Raw genomic sequence first — 18,665 nt, 5'->3', positions numbered from 1 at the left:
GCCGTTACCCGCGGGGGCGGTCTTGGCCGGGGCCGGGGCCGGGCTGGCCGGCGGAGGCGCGGGTGCGGGCTCCGGCGGTGCCACCGGCGCGGCGGTCGACTGGCCGTTGCCGGTGGCGACCGATTCGGTCGTCGGCTCAGGGCTGTAGTCGACCAGGAACTCGTGCCAACTGGGATCGACCGAGGAGGGGTCGTCGCGGAACTTGCGGTACATCTCCTCGACAAGCCATTCGTTCTGTCCGAATGGTGAACTGGTACTGCTCACGGCAGTTACTCGCCTCGATTCCTTCGTCCGGGCAAGCCGCGCTTGGACGGTTTGCCCCCACTTTTGTGCCCTGACACTTGGCCGCCGCCTAAAAGGCTAACCCTTCTCACGCGTTCCCGAAGCACGTCAGCGCCATGCTCTGGACCAGTGCGACAACCGGTCGACAGCGGTCGACGAACGGTTACCGTCCAGGCTCTATCGCAGGCAGCAGATGCAGGCTGACTGGCCATCGGGACGGCGCTGGCCCGAATGCCGTGCGGGCATTGTTCACAATCTTTTTGCCCATCATTCGGTTGCCTCCCCCACCGACCGCGGCACCGATACCGACAGGCAACATTTTGCCGAAAGCCATCGCCGAGCGCTTGAGGGTGTACCGCTTGACGAAGTACCGCATCAAGCGCGTGTTGAGCTGGGCCAACGCCGGCAATGGCAGCATCTCGGCACCTTCGGTCAGCCACGCGCCGCTGGTGCGGTGCGGGCCCAGCAGTTCGGCGATCGCGCCCTTGCTCTCGTCGCCGACCAGAACCGCCAGCACCAGCGCCCGGCGGCGTTCGCGCTGCTCGAGCGGAACGCCATGGACCTCGGCGATCGCGAGTACGAAGACCGCGGTGGTCTCCAGGAACACCAGGGTCTCGCCGGCCACCGCCGACAGTGCTGCCAGCGTGCCGATACCGGGAACGGCGGCCGCCGACCCGACGGCAGCGCCGCTGGCCATCACCGCGGCCAGGTAGCGCTTCTCAAGCTTGATGACGATGTCGGCGGGAGTGGCATCCGGGTTGGTTCGGCGCAGTCGGGCGACGTAGGCCTTGACCGCGGGAGCCTGCACGCGAGTGCTGCGCTCGATGACTTGGGAGAGCACCCGGGCAGAGACGGTCCCGTCGTCATCGACACGGGCAGGCAACTGCTCGTCGGACCCAGTGCCTCGTCGGCGGACCTTCATGCGTGTGCCTTCCCTGGTGGTTCCTCCAGGCTAACGAACGACCACCTCAGAAAGGTGCCCTCTGGTGATCCCGGTCACCGCGGCCCCGCCGGCCGCTGGAGGAACAAATAACCCCCTACGCGTGCTGTGGGTGTGCATGGCAACATCCCGGACTGTGACTGCCACCCGAAACCCGCCGGCCGAGTCCGCGGAAGGGGCAGCTCCCAGCGAGCTGCGGGTGATCGTCGTGCTGGGCGCGATGGTGGCACTCGGGCCGCTGACCATCGATATGTATCTGCCCGCACTGCCGCGGATCGCCGCCGAGCTCGGCGTGTCCTCCTCGGTGGCGCAGCTGACGCTGACCGGAACCTTGGCCGGTCTGGCGCTGGGTCAGCTCATCGTCGGCCCGCTGTCGGACTCGCTCGGCCGGCGACGCCCGCTGATGGCCGGGATCGTGCTGCACATGCTGGCCTCGGTGCTGTGCCTGTTTGCGCCGAACATCGAGGTGCTCAGCCTGGCCCGCGGACTGCAGGGGATGGGCGCGGCGGCCGCGATGGTGGTCGCCGTCGCCGTCGTCGGCGACCTGTTCGACGACTCCCAGGCGGCCACCGTGATGTCGCGGCTGATGCTCATCCTCGGGGTGGCACCGATCGTCGCGCCGTCGCTGGGTGCGGCGGTGCTGCTGAAGGCGTCCTGGCACTGGGTGTTCGCGGTGTTGATCGTGTTGGCCGGCGCACTGCTGGTGGTCGCGGCGCTGGCGCTCCCGGAAACTCTTCCGCCCGTCAACCGGCGCCCGCTGCGGGTGCGTTCGATCGTGTCCACCTATCTGTCGTTGCTCAAGGATCTGCGCTTCGTCACCCTCGTGCTGGTGGGCGCTCTCGGGATGGCGGGCCTGTTCGCCTACATCGCCGGGGCGGCCTTCGTTCTGCAAGTCCGGCACGGTCTCGATCAGCAGACGTTCGCGCTGGTGTTCAGCGCGGGCGCGATCGCCTTCGTCGCCGCCACCCAGCTCAATGTGGTGCTGCTGCGCCGGTTCTCACCCCAGCGCATTCTGGTGTGGGCGCTTGCGCTGGCGTGCGTGGCGGGCGCGGTGTTCATCGTGCTTTCGGTCACGCGCACCGGTGGGATTTACGGCTTCCTCGTCCCGGTGTGGGTCGTCCTGTCGATGATGGGATTCGTCATCCCGAACGCTCCCGCGGTTGCGCTCTCGCGCCACCACGAAGCCTCCGGGACCGCCGCCGCTCTGCTGGGTGCCGCGCAGTTCAGCGTGGGTGCGGTGATCGCACCGGTGGTGGGTCTGATGGGCAACGACGAGATCGCGCTGTCGATCGTGATGACCGCGGGCGTGGCGATCGCGCTGCTGGCATTGCTGGCGGCCGGTGGCGCCGACGAGACCGAAGAGCACTAGACCGCCGCCGGGCGTCAGCCCAGCGGGCCGATAGGCTCGATCGGGCGGTGTGACGGCATGCGGTGCGGGGCCCGGCAAGGGCTTGTCCGCGCTCGCCCACTCCTTCGCAAGAAGCCGAAACGAGGTATGGATATGACCAGGAACATGGCCGGCCCGCCGCCGGACGTGGACTTGGACTTGGACTTCGACCCCGACTGGGACGAGGAGCCCGACCCGCCGGCGAATCCGTGGCACGCGCTGTGGGCCATGCTCGTCGGCTTCTTCATGATCCTGGTCGACTCGACGATCGTCGCGGTCGCCAACCCGAGCATCATGGACGGGCTGGAGATCACCAGCTACGACACGGTCATCTGGGTGACCAGCGCCTACCTCCTGGCCTACGCGGTGCCACTGCTGCTGGCCGGACGCCTCGGCGATCGCTTCGGTCCGAAGAACCTCTACATCATCGGCCTGACCATCTTTACCCTGTCCTCGCTGTGGTGTGGGCTGGCCGGCTCCATCGACATGCTGATCGCCGCCCGCGTTGCGCAGGGAATCGGCGCCGCGCTGCTGACTCCGCAGACCCTGTCGACAATCACCCGCATCTTCCCGCCCGAGCGTCGCGGCGTGGCGATGAGCATGTGGGGCGCGACCGCGGGTGTGGCCACTCTGGTCGGTCCGCTGGCCGGCGGGGTGCTCGTTGGCCGGTTGGGTTGGGAGTGGATCTTCTTCGTCAACGTGCCGGTCGGCGTCGTCGGGCTGGCGCTGGCCGTATGGCTGATCCCGACGTTGCCCACCAGCCGTCACCGGTTCGACGTGGTCGGTGTGGTGCTGTCCGGCGTCGGCATGTTCCTCGTGGTGTTCGGCCTGCAGGAAGGGCAGAGCCACCATTGGCAGGCCTGGATCTGGGCGGTCATCGTCGCCGGGATCGGGTTCTTCACCGCGTTCGTGTACTGGCAGTCGATCAATCGCAGCGAGCCGCTGATTCCGCTGCAGGTCTTTGCCGACCGCGATTTCGGCCTGTCCAACCTAGGTGTCGCGGTGATCGGGTTCGTCGTCACCGCCATGATGCTGCCGATCATGTTCTACGCCCAGGTGGTGTGTGGGCTCTCGCCGACGCGCTCGGCGCTGCTGATCGCGCCGATGGCGATCGTCAGCGGTGTACTCGCGCCATTCGTGGGTCACATCGTGGATCGCGTCCATCCCCGCCCGATCCTCGGGTTCGGCTTCTCGGTGGTGGCGATCGCCGTGACGTGGCTGTCGTTCGAGATGACGCCGACGACGCCGATCTGGCGGTTGGTGCTGCCGCTGATCACGATGGGCGTCGGCATGGCGTTCATTTGGGCACCGCTGGCCACCACCGCTACCCGCAACTTGCCGCCGCACCTGGCCGGTGCGGGTGCCGGGGTCTACAACGCGACCCGGCAGGTCGGTTCGGTGCTCGGCAGCGCGGGGATCGCCGCGTTCATGTCGTCCCGGATCAGCGACGAGATGCCGGCGGCGCCGTCTGGCGCGGCGCCTGGCGAGATGGCGGTCCTGCGGCTTCCGTCGTACTTGCACGAGCCGTTTTCCGCCGCGTTGTCGCAGTCGATGCTCTTGCCGGCGTTCGTCGCACTCTTCGGCATCGTCGGCGCGCTGTTCGTGCTCGGCGGCCTGAACTCCCGGTCAGCGCCTTCGGATCTGGGGGCCGCCGAAGAGATCACCGATGAGATCCCGGTGTATGACGAGGGATACGACGAGGGATACGACGATGACGACTACATCGAGTACGTGGTGGAGCCGACCCACCGGCCGGTGCCCCGCGAGGCCCGCGAGGTCGACGACGAGACCGAAGTGATCGAGTGGCGCCGTCCCGTCGAGGAGCCGCCATCACCTGTCGTCGCGCCGGTTGAACCGATTGGATTCGCGCACAACGGTTTCCATGTGGCCAGCGAATTGCACGCCCAGGAGTTGGGCGACGGGCCGCCCGAACCCGCACCGCGCTCTCGGCATCGCCTCACCGACGAGAGCGAGTCACGGCCCTCACGCCACCACCTCGACGACGCGCAGACCTACGGCCGGCATTCACGGCCGGGTGACTGACCAGCCTGTTCGTTCTCGGTTTCAGCGCACCGACTTGCCGCTAGCCTGACGCCAGCAGTAGAGATCGGTAGCCATGGACACTCGATGACAATCACCAAGTCGGCCTCCGCCGCGGCGGGGGTCTTAGCGGCCCTGGCGTGGCTGCCGATCGCGCGCGCGGACGTCCAACCACCGCCGTGCGCAACGGGGCAGGTCGTGGCGACCGCGCTGCCCTTGGAAGCGGGTGTCGGCCACCGCGGTATACCGCTGATGTTCAGCCTGTCGCCGGGGGCCAGCCGGTGCACGCTGACCGGCTACCCGGGAGTGGACTCGGGTGCTGGTGGTCCGTTGATTCACGCTGGCCGCACGCTGCGCGGATATCTCGGGGGCCTGCCGGCCGGTGTGGAAGTTCCGCCCACCGTCGTTGTGGGGCAGGCTCATCCGGCGCAGGCTCTGGTCGAGGGGCTGGCCATCGACGGTGACGGTAATCCGTGCCCGACGTACACCGATCTGCTCGTCACCGCCCCTGACACCACCGGGACGGTCAGCGTCCCGGCTGTCATCGACGCTTGCCAACTGCAGGTGCATCCGGTCATGGTCGCGGCCGCCTCCGCGTGAACGGCGCCGCCTGACCCGCGCGACCGTTCTTCACTTGGGACTACTATGCTCGCTGAAAAAGAGAATGTAGTTTTCAGCGAGGAGAATGATGGCCGAGAAGCACTCGCTCACCGATCGCACGCTCGTCGTATCGGGGGGTAGCCGGGGCATCGGCCTGGCCATCGCGCTCGGCGCGGCCCGGCACGGCGCCAACGTCGTGCTGCTCGCCAAGACCGCTGAGCCGCACCCGAAGCTGCCCGGCACGGTGTACACCGCCGCGGCCGAGATCGAGGCGGCCGGCGGCAAGGCCATCGCCGTGGTCGGCGACGTGCGCAGCGAGGAGGACGTCGCCCGAGCCGTGGACGCCGCGGTGCAGGCCTTCGGCGGAGTCGATATCTGCATCAATAACGCCAGCGCGATCTCCACCGATCCCACCGAGACGCTGTCAGCCAAGAAGTTCGACCTCATGCAGCAGATCAACATTCGCGGCACGTTCCTGCTGACCAAGGCCTGCCTGCCGCATCTGCGCACATCGCCCAACGGACATGTCGTCACGATCTCGCCGCCGCTCAACCTCAACCCGCACTGGCTGGGCGCTCACCCGTCCTACACGCTGTCGAAGTATGGGATGACGCTGCTGTCGATGGGGTGGGCGGCCGAATACGCCGACACCGGAATCGGTTTCAGCTGCCTGTGGCCCGAGACGTACATCGCGACCTCGGCGGTGGCCAACTCGGCGGATTTCGAAGACGCCCTGGCGTCGTCGCGAAGCCCGGAGATCATGGCCGACGCGGCGGTCGAAATCGTGACCTCGCCGGGTTCGCAGGTCAACGGCAGCTGCCTCATCGACTCCGACGTGCTGCGCGGGGCCGGTATCGAAGACCTGTCCGGCTACGGTGGCGGCGACAACCCGATCATCGACATCTTCGTCGACAAGTAACGTGTGGCGCTCGGTGCGGCGCGGGGGAGCGTCAGCCTACCGGCAGCAGGTCCGGGTAATCGGTCGTGACGGTCTGCCCGTAGCTGCGGAACACCTCATGGGCTGCGACCGCCGGCTCCAAGCCGGCGGCGAACGACGCCTGGGCCTTGAACGCCCTTGCGGCTGTGCTCAATTCGTGGCGGACCTCGTCACCGGGCCGACCCGCGCTGGGCACCCACACGTCGCCCCACACAGTGACCTCGGTTCGCGAGGTGCGCACCGACGCGGCCAGCGCATCGCGCACCCGATTGTCGGAGCTGCACACCGCACCGGCGACGGCCAGCGCCGTCGGTGCGTGCCCGGTTCCGCCGAACAGCTCGGCCATGCTCACCGTGTACACACCGAGGATCTGCAACGCGGCGAGGTCGCCACGATCGGTGACCGCGACCCGCACGTCCCACCCGGCCATCACTCGATCGAACAGCCAGCCACCTGCCGAGTCCACGACGTCGGCGACGTGGGCGCCGATGACGTCGAGCTGGTAGCGGGTCGGCCTGGGCGTGTGCTGACCCGACCTGGCGACCTCGCGCCGCCGGTTGCGTTCGTCAATGTCGAACATGTCAGCTTTCATGGTGCCTCCATCGCGGTGCATGCACGCCACATAGCGTGACACTTTCATGTCAATGTGTAAAGTTCAGGGCCGGCCGAAAAAGCGCCGGAGTGCCTGAGCCTGCATCGTCCATACGGCCTGGCTCAGCTCCCAGTCGGGGCGCAACGAGTCGAATCCGTGGCAGGTGCCGCCCAGGACGTGCAGATCGGTTCGAATACCGGTCCGCATCAACTGCCTGGCGTAGTCCAGCGCTTCGTCACGCAGCGGGTCCAGTTCCGAGCAGGTGATGAAGGTGCTTGCGGCACCGATCATTTGGTGGCTGCGTCCGGGCGCCGCTGCAGTCGTCGGGGTGGTCTCGCCGAGGTAATGCCGCCACATCAACTCCGCGGCGACTCCGTCGAAGCCCGGTGTCGAGACGAACTCCGTCTTCGACGCGGTGGGGCGGTCGTCAAGCACCGGTTGGTGCAAGAGCACGCCGCTGACCGGCGGCGCCGTCTCGGCCGCCGACCGCTGGGCCAGTCCCGCCGCCAGTGCCCCTCCTGCGCTGTTGCCGGCCAGCGCCAGCCGGTGGCGGTCGAGCCCCAGCTCTGCCGCCGTCGTCCAGGCCCATGCCAGAGCTGCGGCGGCGTCGTCGAGGGCCGCAGGGTAGGGGTGCTCGGGGGCCAGCCGGTAGTCGACGGATATCACCGTGCAGGCGCCCTGCCGGGCCAGCTCGATGCATTGACGGTGATCGGTGTCCAGATTTCCCAGTACGAATGCGCCTGCATGGCAATAGATCACCGCTGGCGACGGCGACGGCGCGCCCCGGTAGATGCGGACCGGGACCGACGCCGCGCCGCCACGCGGAACTATCGTGTCAGTGACCTCGATACCGGTGGCGTCGATCTGGCCGACGGCCTCGCGGCGGCGCTGGTTGAGCGAATCCCGAACGGCGGCAAGTCCACCCAGCGACAGGTCGCTGCGCGCCGTGGCGAATGCGTGCAGCGCGGGGTCTAGCCGCCGCAGGATCTCGGGATCGGGTTGCATGAGGCCTATCCGTCCGGAGGTGCGGCGAACGTGTAGTCGCGTGGCCGGAACCGTCGCGTCATCGCCCAGAACGCTCGTGCGCTGCGTGGCCATTGCGTCACCACGCGGCCGTTGGGAGCGCGGAAGTAGTTGCTGCACCGTGTTGTCCAGACGGTGCCTTCCATCCACCGGTCGACATCGGCCAGGAAGGCGGCCATCGCCGCGGGGCGCACGGCGACGTAGCGCTTGCCGCTGCAGCGCAGGTGCTTCAGCGCACGCACGATGTAGTGCGCCTGAGCCTCGAGGACGAAGATCACGCTGTTGGAGCCGACGTTGGTGTTGGGGCCGTACAGCATGAAGAAATTCGGAAAGCCGGGAACCGTCATGCCCATGTACGCGAAGGCGCCGTCGCGCCAGATGTCATGCAGCGACTGCCCGCCCTCGCCGACGACTTCGATCTGGCCCAGATAGTCCGTGGCGGCGTAGCCGGTGGCACAGAGCACCACGTCCACGTCCAGTTCGGAGCCGTCCTCGGTGACCAGGGAGCGCGACCGCAGTGCGCGCGCCGGGCTGGACACCACCTCGACGTGTGGCTGGGTCAACGTCGACAGGTAGTCGGAGGCGAACACCAGGCGCTTACAGCCCAGCGGGTGATCCGGGGTCAGTTTGGCCCGCAGATCTGGGTCGGCCACCGTGGATTCCAGGAACTCGAGCGAGATGCCTTTGAACTCTTGAGTTTTGTCGCTGCCATTCTCGATCACCGAGATATTGCGTTCGCTGCGCAACCATAGGCGCGTCCGGTAGAACTTCTTGGCGAACGGAATTCGCTTGAACACCCAGCGCTCGCGTTCGCTGTAGGGCCGATCCGGCTTGGGCAGGATCCACGTGGGTGAGCGCTGCACCGAGTACACCTTGTCGGCTACCTTGGCGACCTCCGGCAGCAGCTGCGATGCCGTCGATCCGGTGCCCAGCACGGCGACCCGGCTGCCGGTGAGGTCCACGGAGTGGTCCCACTTCGCGGTGTGCATCAGCGTGCCGGTGAACGGCTCCTGCTCGTTCAGATCGGGCAGCAGCGGCTTGGTGAACATGCCGACCGCGGAGACCACGGTGTCAAAGGTGTGACGCTGCCCGGTCGAGTCGGTCAGGGTCCAACTGTTGGTGCCGGAATGCCACTGTGCCGTGGTGATTTCGGTGTTCAGGCACAGGTGTGGGCGCAGGCCGTGGCGGTCGGTGGAGCGTTCGAAGTACTCCAGCAGCTCCGGCTGGCCGGGCCACATCCGGCTCCAATCGGAGTTCAGGTCGAACGAATAGGAGTACAGGTGGGACTTCACATCGCAGGCCAGACCCGGATAGGTGTTGATCCGCCAGGTCCCGCCCACGCCGTCTTCACGGTCGAAGATCGTGAAGTCCGCAAATCTGGCCTTGGCCAGGAAGATACCCAGTGCGAGCCCGCCCGGTCCGGCCCCGATGATGCCGACCGAGAGTGGCTTCACCCGATCCGCAGGCATTGCCCACCGTCGATGACGAGCTCGGCTCCGGTGATGAACGCCGCGTGTTCGGACACCAGGAACGCGATCGCGTCCGCGATTTCCATCGGCTGGCCGAGTCGTCCGCTGTAGGACCGCTCGATCAGCCGCTGCCTGGCGGTGTCGTCGAGCATCGGCGTGTCGATCGGCCCGGGGAAGACGGCATTGACCCGGATTCCCTCGCCGGCCAGTTCAGCCGCGGCGATCTGGGTCAGGCCGCGCAGCGCCCATTTCGACGAGCCGTACGCCGCATGGAACGGGAACGGCCGGATCGCCCCGGTACTGCAGGTGTTGACGATCGCCGCCCCCTCGGCGCGGCGCAATTCACCCAATACCGCCCTGATGCCCAGGAACGGTCCCAAAGTGTTGAACCGCCAACTGCTTTCGAAACCCTCAGCGGTCTCCTCGGACAAGGGGGCCCGATGTAGCACGCCGGCGTTGTTGACCAGCACGCTGAGCCCACCGAACCGCTCGACCACCTGGGCTACCGCGACTGACCACAGCGGCTCGGAGGTGACGTCCAGCTCGACAGCCAGCACACCCGGATCGGCGAGCGCACTGACCTGGGCGCGCAGCTCGTCGATGCGCAGATCGGCAGCGGCCACCTGGAAGCCGTCGGCACGCAACCGCGTGACGATTGCCGCGCCCTGACCCCGGGCCGCCCCGGTGATCAGTGCGACCTTCGTCGCGCTCATTCGCGGCCCTGCGCTTCGGCGAGGTGAGCGATCGCGCCGCGGCGCAGAGCGCCCGACTCGGGGGCGAGGGTGATCAACTGAAAGCCCAACGCGGCCAAATCCTTTCCTGTCATGCCGTCACCGGCATGGATACCCGCCACAATGCCGGCCGACGCGGCCGCCTGTTGTACCCGAACGACGGCCTCGCGAACTCGTCCGTTGCTGGTCGCCTTGATCACCGGGGCGCCAAGGGAAATCGCCAGATCCGCCGGGCCGACGTAGACGCCGGCCAAGCCCGGCACCGCGCAGATGTCGGCAACCGCATCGAGCCCGGCCCCGGTCTCGATCATCGCGAAGACGCTGACCCGCGCCGCCAGTGCGGCAGGGTCGGCGCCGAGGCTGGCGCGCAGCGGGCCGAAACTCCGAATCCCTTCGGGTGCGTAGCGCGTCGCGGCCACCGCTTCGGCGGCCTGCTCGGGGTGGTCCACCATTGCGACGATGATGGCGTCGGCGCCGGCGTCGAGCACCCGTCCGATCGGCGCGGGTGCGGCCGACGGCACCCGGACCGCGGTCGCGATCGGGGTGTGCTCGATGCGGCGCAGGATCTGCGCCACGTCGGCGTCGTCGAGATAGCCGTGCTGGATGTCGAATCCGACGTAGTCGTAACCGGCCCGTGCGAATTCGTCGGGGCCGGCGAACGTCGGGCCGGTGATCCAGCCTCCCCAGACATGCGCCTTGTCGGCGAGCGCCTGCTGCAGCCTGCTGGCGGTCATGAGGCCACGATCGCGATTTTGACCCGACCCGGTGTCGGGCGGCAGGCGAACTCGAAGGCGTCTTGTGTCTCGTCGACACCGAAGGTGTGGGTGACATACATGCCCAGCAGATCGGGATGTTCACGGGCGAACGCATCGGCCGCGTCGAGCACCCGTCGGCGTTCCAGTGTCACACCGGATTTCAGGGTGAGATTGTTGCGCAGCATCGTTCGCATGCTGATCGGGTAGCTGTCGTCATCGGGCACACCGAAATAGAACACCGTGCCGCCAAACCCGGTCGCCTCGACCGCGTTGTTGAGCGTGGCCACCTGATGGCCGACTGCTTCAATGACGACATCGGGCTTGTCGTGCGGTGACAGATGAGCCACCCAGCGATCACTGGTGGACCGCACCACGGTGTCGACCCCGAACTTCGCGCCGATGTCGTCGCGGTAGATGGGGTCGACTCCGGTGACATGCTGGGCGCCAGCGGCTTTGGCCACATACGAAAACAGTAATCCGATCGAGCCCTGACCGATCACGGCGACCCTCTTGCCGGTCAGCGGTGGAAGTTGTTCGACCGCATACAGAATGCACGCCAGCGGCTGCAGGCCCACCGCGTGTGCGGGGCTGAGTGCGGGGTCGTAGGGGGCCAGGCCGCCGCCGTCGGAGACCACGAACTCCATCAGGCCGTTGAAACCGGATGCCCAGCCGACGACCCGGTCACCCAGCCGATGGTCGGGGTGCGCGCTGGCCAGGACCTCGCCGACGATTTCATGGATTGGGAAGCCGGCCATCTCGGCGGCCAGTGCTCCGGTGTCTCCGGGCAGCCGGCCCTGCACACCCTTGAAGCCGGGGATGTCGCTGCCGCAGATGCCCGCGGCGAGGAACTTCAGCAGCACCTGCCCGTCGCGCAGGCCGTTGGGCGCGGGCTCGGGCACTGTGACCCGCTCGAATGTGTACGGCGCAACGAGCCGATAACACCACACTGGCTAGGCCTCCGATGACGTGTGGGTCGTTGACAGTGCCACCCACGGAGCGTGACACTTATGCGAGCTTTTGTAAAGGTGGAGCTATGCGTAAAGTCGCGTTTATGACGGTAATCGGTTCCCCGGCACGCACCTCACTGGCCGACGGCTTCTGCTTTGGCGAAGGACCGCGCTGGTTCGAAGGCCTGCTCTGGGTGTCCGACATGCTCGGCGAGGCGGTGCACACCGTCACGCTGGACGGATCGGTGACCACGCTGGACCTGCCCGGCCACGCGCCTGCGGGCCTGGGCTTCCGTCCCGATGGCACGCTGCTGATCGTATCCACCGAACGCCGGGTGGTGTTGGGCTACGACGGAGATGCAGTCACCGAGATCGCTGACCTGTCCGGAATCGCGCCGGCCAATCTCGGTGACATGGTGGTCGACGTCGGCGGCCGCGCCTACATCGGTTCGCAAGCCCGCGAGGTCGGCATCATCGCTCGGCTCGATCCCGACGACTCGGTCACCGTGGTGGCCGACGGTCTCGACTTCCCCAACGGCATGGTCATCACGCCCGGCGGTGACACGCTGATCGTCGCCGAGTCGATCGGTCGGCGGCTTACCGCCTACGACATCGACGCCGACGGCGGGTTGTCCGGGCGCCGGGTCTTCGCCGACGGGCTCGACGGCCCGCCGGACGGCATCGCGCTCGACGAAGCGGGCGGGGTCTGGACTTCGATGACGCTGGCCCACCAATTCGAGCGGGTCGTGGCCGGCGGCGAGGTCACCGACCGCATCGACATCGGCGACCGCGCCGCCATCGCGTGCATGCTCGGCGGCCCGGACCGGCGCACCCTGTTCCTGGTGACGACACCCGATGCCTATCCGCAGCGACTGATCGGCACCAGCGGGTCGTGCATCGAAACCGTCAGGGTCGACATCCCCGGCGCAGGCTTTCCGTCAACCGAAAGGCGAGCATGACCGACAGCTACTACGAACTCGTCGACTCGGACGATTCGCGCGGGGAGAAGTTCCGGGCCACCGACATGGTTCGCAGCACGTGGTCGTCGCACATCCAGCACGCCGGTCCGGTGTCGGCACTGCTGGTGCGTGCTCTCGAGCGTTGCGAGCGGCGCGACGACACCCGGTTGAGCAGGGTGGTCGTCGACCTGCTGGGCCCGGTGCCGGCCGAGGGTGATCTGTGGGTGACCGCGACGCTGGAGCGGGGCGGCAAGCAGATCGAACTGGTCTCGGCGACGATGCTTGGCCAGGGACCCGACGGTCAGCCGCGTCCGGTCGCGCGGGCCAGCGGCTGGCGGATGCACACCTTGGACACCGCCGCGTTGCTCTCCGCGCCGGTCCCGCCGATGCGCCCGCGGGTGGACGGAATCAACCGCAACCTGGCCGACAACTTCGACCCCAACTACGTGCACAGCCTGGAGTGGCTGTGGCTGACCAAGCCGCTGGCACCGGGGCCGGGGGAGTCGTGGATACGCCCGCTGGTCGACCTGGTGCAGGGCGAGGAGATGACGGCACTGGAGCGGCTTTTCGCGGTCGCCGACGACGCCAACGGCATCGGCAGCAAGATCGACATCACCAAGTACACATTCCTCAACACCGATCTGGCAGTGCACATCCACCGGCAGCCTGCCGGCGATTGGGTCGGTATCCGCGCGGAGACGATGTACGGACCCGACGGTGTGGGAACGACGGTCGGCACCCTGTTCGACGACGACGGTGCCGTCGGCGTCATCCAGCAGTCGGTACTGGTACGCCCGCGCACACCCAAGGCCTAGCGCCTCAGTCGAACAGCACCGCGGGATTGAGATAACCCGTCGGGTCGAACGCATCCTTGATGGTGCGCATCGCGGCGATGTCGGCGTCCGACCGGGCCATGCCCAGGTAGGCCCGCTTGCGGCTGCCCACGCCGTGTTCCGAGCTGACGTTACCGTCGTGGGCGGCAATGAGTTTCATCATCGCGGCGTAGAGGTGAGATTCCTGATCGGTGCCGCACCGCAGTACATTCAGGTGCAGGTTGCCCTCGCCGACGTGGCCGAACAGCACCGGGATCGCCTCCGGCGCATGCTCGGCGACCAGAGCCGCGGAGTCCGCGGCAAACGACGGGATTGCCGACAAGGGAAGGGAGACATCGAATTTCAGTGGCGGGCCGAACAACCCGACCACCTCGGCCGTCGATTCGCGGACCTTCCACAACCGTTGCTGGGCGCCTGTGTCCGTGCCCACCGCCGGCTCGCCGCACAGCACGGCGCCTTCCAATGCGTCGGCCAGTCGCTCAGTCAGGTCGGTCTCGCCGGCCAGCTCGATCAGCAGCAGCCAGTCACCGGCCGTCGGCACCGCCACGTCGAGGTGCTCGGCGGCCAGCGCTGCCGAGCGGCCGTCGATGAGTTCAAGGGCGGCAATGGATTCGGTGTCGCGCAACGCCCTGCCGGTGCCCACCAACGACGTCAGGTCGCCGAATCCGCAGACTGCCGTCACCCGGTATGCAGGCACCGGGTGCAGGCGAAGGTCCACACCCGTGATGACTCCCAGTGTGCCTTCCGCACCTACGAACAACGAGGCCAGGTCATAACCGGTGTTGTCGGCGCGTACTTGGCTGTGCCGGTGCACCAGCGAGCCATCGGGCAGCGCGATATCCAGGCCGATCACCTGCTCGCCCATGTTGCCGTAGCGCACGGTGCGCAGGCCGCCTGCGTTGGTGGACGCCATCCCGCCGACGGTGGCCGAGTCGCGGGCGGCGAGGTCCACCCCGAACAGCAGGCCCGCCTCGGCGGCGGCGCGCTGCACGGCGGCCGCGGTCACTCCGGCCCCGACCCGGATTCGCCGCTCCACGACGTCGACATCGCCGATCTCCGTCAGGCGCTCGGTGGACAGCAGGACGTCGTCGTGCTCGGGCACTGTTCCGGCCACCAGCGAGGTCCGCCCGCCCTGCACCGTCACCGACACTCCGGCGTCGCGGCATTCCCGCAGCACCGCCGCGACCTCGTCGGCCGAGCCGGGGCGAACCAGTGCGCTGGCCTTGCCGCGGTACCGCCCGGTGTGGTCGACGCTGCGGCCGTCGAGGACGTCGGCGTCGGTGACGACGTGCGCGGCGCCCACGATGGCCTGGAGTCGTTCGGGCAGTGAAGAACTCATGCCGAGGGTTTACCACACATCGCCAGGAAAGCCCCCAACTCGACCAACCCGGCCGGCGTCGACGGCAGGTAATCGGTCAGCATCGCCGACCGCACGATCACCGCCGCGTACTTCGCCCGGCTCACCGCGACATTGAGTCGATTGCGGTTGAGCAGGAAGGAGATTCCGCGTGGCACCTCGGCGATCGAGGAGGCCACCAGCGAGATGAACACCACCGGGGCTTGTCGGCCCTGGAACTTGTCCACTGTGCCGGCCTGGACTTCGGACAGTCCGGCCCCGTCGAGCAGCCGGCGCAACAGCACCACCTGCGCGTTGTAAGGCGTCACGATCAACACGTCGGCGGCGGTCAACTCTCGAGTGCCGTCCGCATCGGTCCACTCCGCCCCGAGCATTGCGGTGATCTCGGCGACGATCGCCTCAGCTTCCTCGCGGCTGTCCGTCGAGTTGCCGTCGTGGTCGACGGCCAGCACGCGAACCCCGGGCTGCACTCCCGACAGGCGGCGGGCGGCTGTGCGTTCCTCGACCGAATGCAGGCGGTTGTCATAGGACAGCCGCGACACCGCCGCGCACACCGCCGGATGCATGCGATACGAGCGATCCAGGAAGTAGCCGAGTTCTTCGGGCAGCGTGTGCTGCCCGTCGACCAGCCAGCCCAGCGCCGAGGCGTCCACCGGCTCAGGGTGGGTGCCCTGGCTGACCTGGGGTAGCTGCTGCGGGTCGCCCAGCAGCAGCAGGTTGGTGGCCGCCTGCGCGACGGCGATGGTGTTGGCCAGGCAGAACTGGCCGGCCTCCTCGATTACCAGGAGGTCCAGGCTGCCGGTGGGCACCCGTGTCTGGTTCGCGAAATCCCATGCGGTACCGCCGATCACACAGCCGTCGTTGTCGGCGATGAAGGCGGGGTATGTCTTTTCGTCGATATCGGTCCACGGGCCGGTGCCGTTGGGCTTCTTGGCCACCAGAGCCGGTTCCACTCCGGCGCCGACGATGTCGCGGAACAGGTTCTCCACCACGGCATGTGACTGTGCGACCACGCCGATACGCCAGCGGTGCTCATTGACCAGGGCGGCGATCACCCGCGCGGCGGTGTGAGTCTTGCCGGTACCGGGCGGGCCGTGCACCGCCACGTACGACGACTCCAGCGCCAGCAGCGCGGCGGTGATGTCGGCGGCGCTGTCGCCGGTGCGGGGCAGCGCAGCGCCCGTGCGCGGCGGACGCCGCAGCAGGATGTCGACGACCGCCGACGACGGCAGGCTGGGCAGGCCGCCGGCGATGCGGGCCGCGGCGGCATCGATCGACTCGCGCAGGGCCTTGGTCGGAAACGGCGGGCCCGGGGTGAGCGCGAACGGCAGAGCATCGAAGGTTCCACCGACGCCGTTGATTCCGCGCGGTTCTCGCTCCATGACCAGCACCTCGGTCGGTGCGACCGGGTCGTCGCAGCCGAGCACCTTCACCGATGCGTATGCCCGTCGCTCCGGGTCGTCGGACAGACCGGCGGGCGTCGGTGGGTTGTAGAGCGCGTACATGTCGCTGTCCAGCTCACCAGTGGCGATCGCACCGGCGAGCAGCAACCGGCGCTGTTGCTTGCGTGCCCGGGGCGGGATGCACCACTCGGTGTCGACGACCACATGGTCGGCGAGGAAAACCCCTGACGTGTCAGCCCATTCGTCGACCGGGCTGTTGAGCCGGTCAAAGTGGCCCCACCAGAACGGCTTGTCTTCGCGGCGGTGATACCCGCGGGCTGCGGCGATCATCGCGACTGCGCGCTGCTCGGTGCTGCGGGCGGTGACGTCGTCACCGGCGAACGCGCCCAACCTCCGGGCCAGTTCGTCGTCGACGTCGAGCTGCGCGCCGTCGCGGACCGGCTGCGGCCCCAGCGGCGGCACGCCGGCTTCAAAGGCGCGGTGCAGCAACCAGTCCCGCAGTTTACGAGTGGATCGGCAGTCGTAGTGGTTGTAGTCCTCGATCTCCTTGAGCACGCTGGCGGCGTCGTCGTCATTGCCGGCGGACAGCAGTTCGCAGTAGCGGGCGTACATGGTGATCGAGTCGGTCGCGGTGGTGACGTCTCCGGTACGCAGTTCGTCACCCATGTAGAGCGGCTCGAGCGATTTGAGACTGTAGTTCTCGGTTCCGACCCGAATGCTCTTGCGTACAAAGGGATACAGGTCGACAAGCACACCGTTGCGCAACAGGTCGTCGACTTCGTCCTCGCCCTCACCGTAGCGGCCGGCAAGCCGCAGCAGCGCGGTCTTCTCGTAGGCCGCGTAGTGGTAGATGTGCATCTTCGGATACCGCTTGCGGCGCTTGCGGACCATGTCCAGAAAACCCTTGAGCGCCTTACGTTCCTGGCGGCGGTCGTGAGCCCATAGCGGGCGGAACTCCCCACCGGCACCGAGGACGCCGAACATGTACTCCAAACCCCAGTCGGTGCCGTCGGCCGTCCACAGCGGGTCGCCCTCGAAATCGAAGAATAAGTCCCCTTTGTCGTGGTCCGGCAACAGCATCAGCGGCTGCGGGTCGACCACCTCGAAGGGCGGCTTACCGTCGAGCCGCGGGGCGATCTGCAGCCGGGCTTGCCCCCTCAGCGCGGCGACCGCGCGGGCCGGCATATCAGCGACGGGACCGTCGTGGACGGCCAGGTCGGCCACCGTCGTGATGCCGGCGTCGATCAGCCGGGCCCGCTGGCTGACCCGCATCCCGGCCACCAGCAGCAGGTCGTCGCGCTCGCGGACCTGCGCTTCGCATTCCGGGCAGCGCATGCATGCGCGCACGGAGTCGTCCTCCCAGCTGACCGCGACATCGCTGGCGAGGTGCCGGTCCAACAGCCCTTGCAGTTCGATGCGGCGCGAGCGGTAGACCGGCAGCAGCTCGTCCACCCGGTAGGCCGTGGTGGTGCCGTTGCCCAGCACCAGCTCCACCTCGTCGTGGACGGCAATACCTGCGGCGGTCAGCGTCTCGGCGTAGGCGGCCAGCTGCAGCAGCGCCTCCACTTTCACCGAGCGGGCCAACTTGGTGTCGCGCAGCCGATAACGGTCCTCGTCGAGCAGCAGGAAGTCCGCGAAACCGACAAAGCGGCCGTCGAACATCGCGGCCTGATAGATGACGGGTGCGCGCTGCTGCACGGCGCGCAGCGTGGCCTCGGCGGCGGCGCTGAGCCCGGCCACGGAATAGGCCGGCCTGCCGATGGTGACGACGTCGGCGGCCGAGCGCAGCTCGTCGAGGTGGCGCTGCTCATGCTGGCCGCCCAGGTCGGCCGTGCGGGCCAGCAGCTCGTCTGCGACCGAGACGGCAGGGCCTCGGCCGAGCTTGGCGTCGAAGGCACGCAACAGCGCAAACTCGCAGCGTGCAGCCGCGGCGAGATCGGAAGCGCTGTAGATGACCCGGTCGTCGGCGACGAACACAGCCCTACTGTAGGCGCGGGTGCCGACGGGTCAGCCGTTGCCGATCAGCTCGACGCCATTGCCGTTCCAGCGGAACTTCACGACGCTCTGCATGCCGAGTCCGTTGAGGTAGGCCAGGGCGACGGTGTCGCCGGTGCTCTGCGTGGTGTCGACCCCGTTGAAGCCGTAGGTGTCGGGCACGCCGGTCGGAATGTACTTGCCCAGGTGGAACATCACCGCGCGGGTATTGGGATTCGCGGCGTTGGTGTTGGCCTTGATGATCACCGCCGACAGCTGCGCGCACTCGTTGTAGTTGCCCGCCACCGGTTCGGGATTCCAGGCCTGCCCGCTGCGGGGGTCCTTCGGCAGATCGGAAACAGCTTGCGCGATTGCCGGTGCGGCGAGATTCAGCGTGCACGGATCCGGGGGCGGCGGCGTGGTCGTCGGTGGGGGT

At 67.9% G+C, this 18,665-nt stretch carries 17 protein-coding genes; 6 read left to right on the top strand and 11 right to left on the bottom strand.

From position 1 onward, the window contains the following. The coding region (locus tag CG716_RS28995) for a 2-oxoglutarate dehydrogenase E1 subunit family protein (RefSeq protein WP_133067044.1) at nucleotides 1-264 on the bottom strand (264 nt) is incomplete at its 3' end. Nucleotides 265-445: 181 nt separating this feature from the next. Then, nucleotides 446-1,204 carry a hypothetical protein gene (locus CG716_RS28990; RefSeq protein WP_094484598.1) on the bottom strand — a complete coding sequence of 253 codons (759 nt, stop codon included), beginning with the start codon at nucleotides 1,202-1,204 and terminating at the stop codon, nucleotides 446-448. Between the two features lie 136 nt (nucleotides 1,205-1,340). Here CG716_RS28990 and CG716_RS28985 point away from each other — a divergent pair, with 136 nt between their 5' ends. The 4 genes from CG716_RS28985 to CG716_RS28970 all read left to right on the top strand — a co-directional run bounded on the left by CG716_RS28985 (nucleotide 1,341) and on the right by CG716_RS28970 (nucleotide 6,168). Then, a complete protein-coding gene (locus CG716_RS28985) occupies nucleotides 1,341-2,591 on the top strand; it encodes a multidrug effflux MFS transporter (protein ID WP_094484601.1) in 1,251 nt (416 codons plus the stop codon). Between the two features lie 246 nt (nucleotides 2,592-2,837). Then, nucleotides 2,838-4,652 carry an MFS transporter gene (locus CG716_RS28980; protein WP_234818089.1) on the top strand — a complete coding sequence of 605 codons (1,815 nt, stop codon included), beginning with the start codon at nucleotides 2,838-2,840 and terminating at the stop codon, nucleotides 4,650-4,652. An 84-nt stretch (nucleotides 4,653-4,736) separates the two neighbouring features. Beyond that, on the top strand, nucleotides 4,737-5,249 hold the full coding sequence (locus tag CG716_RS28975; RefSeq protein ID WP_094484597.1) for a DUF4232 domain-containing protein: 513 nt from the start codon (nucleotides 4,737-4,739) through the stop codon (nucleotides 5,247-5,249). An 88-nt stretch (nucleotides 5,250-5,337) separates the two neighbouring features. After that, nucleotides 5,338-6,168 (top strand): SDR family oxidoreductase, encoded by an 831-nt coding sequence (locus tag CG716_RS28970; protein ID WP_410430788.1) that lies wholly within the window; start codon nucleotides 5,338-5,340, stop codon nucleotides 6,166-6,168. Between the two features lie 31 nt (nucleotides 6,169-6,199). Here CG716_RS28970 and CG716_RS28965 read toward each other — a convergent pair whose 3' ends face one another. From CG716_RS28965 to CG716_RS28940, 6 genes are all read right to left on the bottom strand, one after another. Then, complete coding sequence (locus tag CG716_RS28965) at nucleotides 6,200-6,778, bottom strand: hypothetical protein (RefSeq protein WP_133067043.1); 579 nt, start codon at nucleotides 6,776-6,778, stop codon at nucleotides 6,200-6,202. Nucleotides 6,779-6,841: 63 nt separating this feature from the next. Then, nucleotides 6,842-7,783, bottom strand: coding sequence for an alpha/beta hydrolase fold domain-containing protein (locus CG716_RS28960; protein WP_094484594.1), 942 nt, complete (start codon nucleotides 7,781-7,783; stop codon nucleotides 6,842-6,844). Between the two features lie 5 nt (nucleotides 7,784-7,788). Continuing rightward, the gene (locus CG716_RS28955) at nucleotides 7,789-9,270 is read right to left on the bottom strand and encodes a flavin-containing monooxygenase (RefSeq protein WP_094484593.1); all 1,482 of its coding nucleotides are present in this window, start codon (nucleotides 9,268-9,270) and stop codon (nucleotides 7,789-7,791) included. Beyond that, nucleotides 9,252-9,983 (bottom strand): SDR family NAD(P)-dependent oxidoreductase, encoded by a 732-nt coding sequence (locus tag CG716_RS28950; RefSeq protein WP_094484592.1) that lies wholly within the window; start codon nucleotides 9,981-9,983, stop codon nucleotides 9,252-9,254. The genes CG716_RS28955 and CG716_RS28950 overlap by 19 nt, the downstream gene beginning before the upstream one ends. After that, complete coding sequence (locus CG716_RS28945) at nucleotides 9,980-10,735, bottom strand: HpcH/HpaI aldolase family protein (protein ID WP_094484591.1); 756 nt, start codon at nucleotides 10,733-10,735, stop codon at nucleotides 9,980-9,982. The genes CG716_RS28950 and CG716_RS28945 overlap by 4 nt, the downstream gene beginning before the upstream one ends. Continuing rightward, the gene (locus CG716_RS28940) at nucleotides 10,732-11,703 is read right to left on the bottom strand and encodes a zinc-binding dehydrogenase (RefSeq protein WP_094484590.1); all 972 of its coding nucleotides are present in this window, start codon (nucleotides 11,701-11,703) and stop codon (nucleotides 10,732-10,734) included. Before CG716_RS28940 ends, CG716_RS28945 begins: the two co-directional genes overlap by 4 nt. A 104-nt stretch (nucleotides 11,704-11,807) precedes the next feature. On the opposite strand from CG716_RS28940, the gene CG716_RS28935 reads away from it, so the two are divergent. Both CG716_RS28935 and CG716_RS28930 read left to right on the top strand, forming a co-directional pair. Further along, entirely contained in the window at nucleotides 11,808-12,662 is an 855-nt protein-coding gene (locus tag CG716_RS28935; RefSeq protein ID WP_094484589.1) for an SMP-30/gluconolactonase/LRE family protein, read from the top strand. Further along, nucleotides 12,659-13,477: a thioesterase family protein gene (locus CG716_RS28930; RefSeq protein ID WP_094484588.1), complete on the top strand. Its 819-nt coding sequence runs from the start codon at nucleotides 12,659-12,661 to the stop codon at nucleotides 13,475-13,477. Before CG716_RS28935 ends, CG716_RS28930 begins: the two co-directional genes overlap by 4 nt. Nucleotides 13,478-13,481: 4 nt before the next feature. Here CG716_RS28930 and CG716_RS28925 read toward each other — a convergent pair whose 3' ends face one another. From CG716_RS28925 to CG716_RS28915, 3 genes are all read right to left on the bottom strand, one after another. Further along, nucleotides 13,482-14,834, bottom strand: coding sequence for an FAD-binding oxidoreductase (locus CG716_RS28925; RefSeq protein WP_094484587.1), 1,353 nt, complete (start codon nucleotides 14,832-14,834; stop codon nucleotides 13,482-13,484). Beyond that, the gene (locus CG716_RS28920) at nucleotides 14,831-18,232 is read right to left on the bottom strand and encodes a TM0106 family RecB-like putative nuclease (RefSeq protein ID WP_094484586.1); all 3,402 of its coding nucleotides are present in this window, start codon (nucleotides 18,230-18,232) and stop codon (nucleotides 14,831-14,833) included. The genes CG716_RS28925 and CG716_RS28920 overlap by 4 nt, the downstream gene beginning before the upstream one ends. Nucleotides 18,233-18,262: 30 nt before the next feature. Further along, nucleotides 18,263-18,665, bottom strand: a 403-nt coding sequence (locus CG716_RS28915; protein ID WP_207760817.1) for an LppP/LprE family lipoprotein, incomplete at its 5' end; no start/stop codon positions are given.

This window comes from Mycolicibacterium sphagni, assembly GCF_002250655.1.
In the GTDB taxonomy this organism is placed as follows: Bacteria; Actinomycetota; Actinomycetes; order Mycobacteriales; family Mycobacteriaceae; genus Mycobacterium; species Mycobacterium sphagni.
This window is presented reverse-complemented; position numbering and strand designations above follow the sequence as displayed.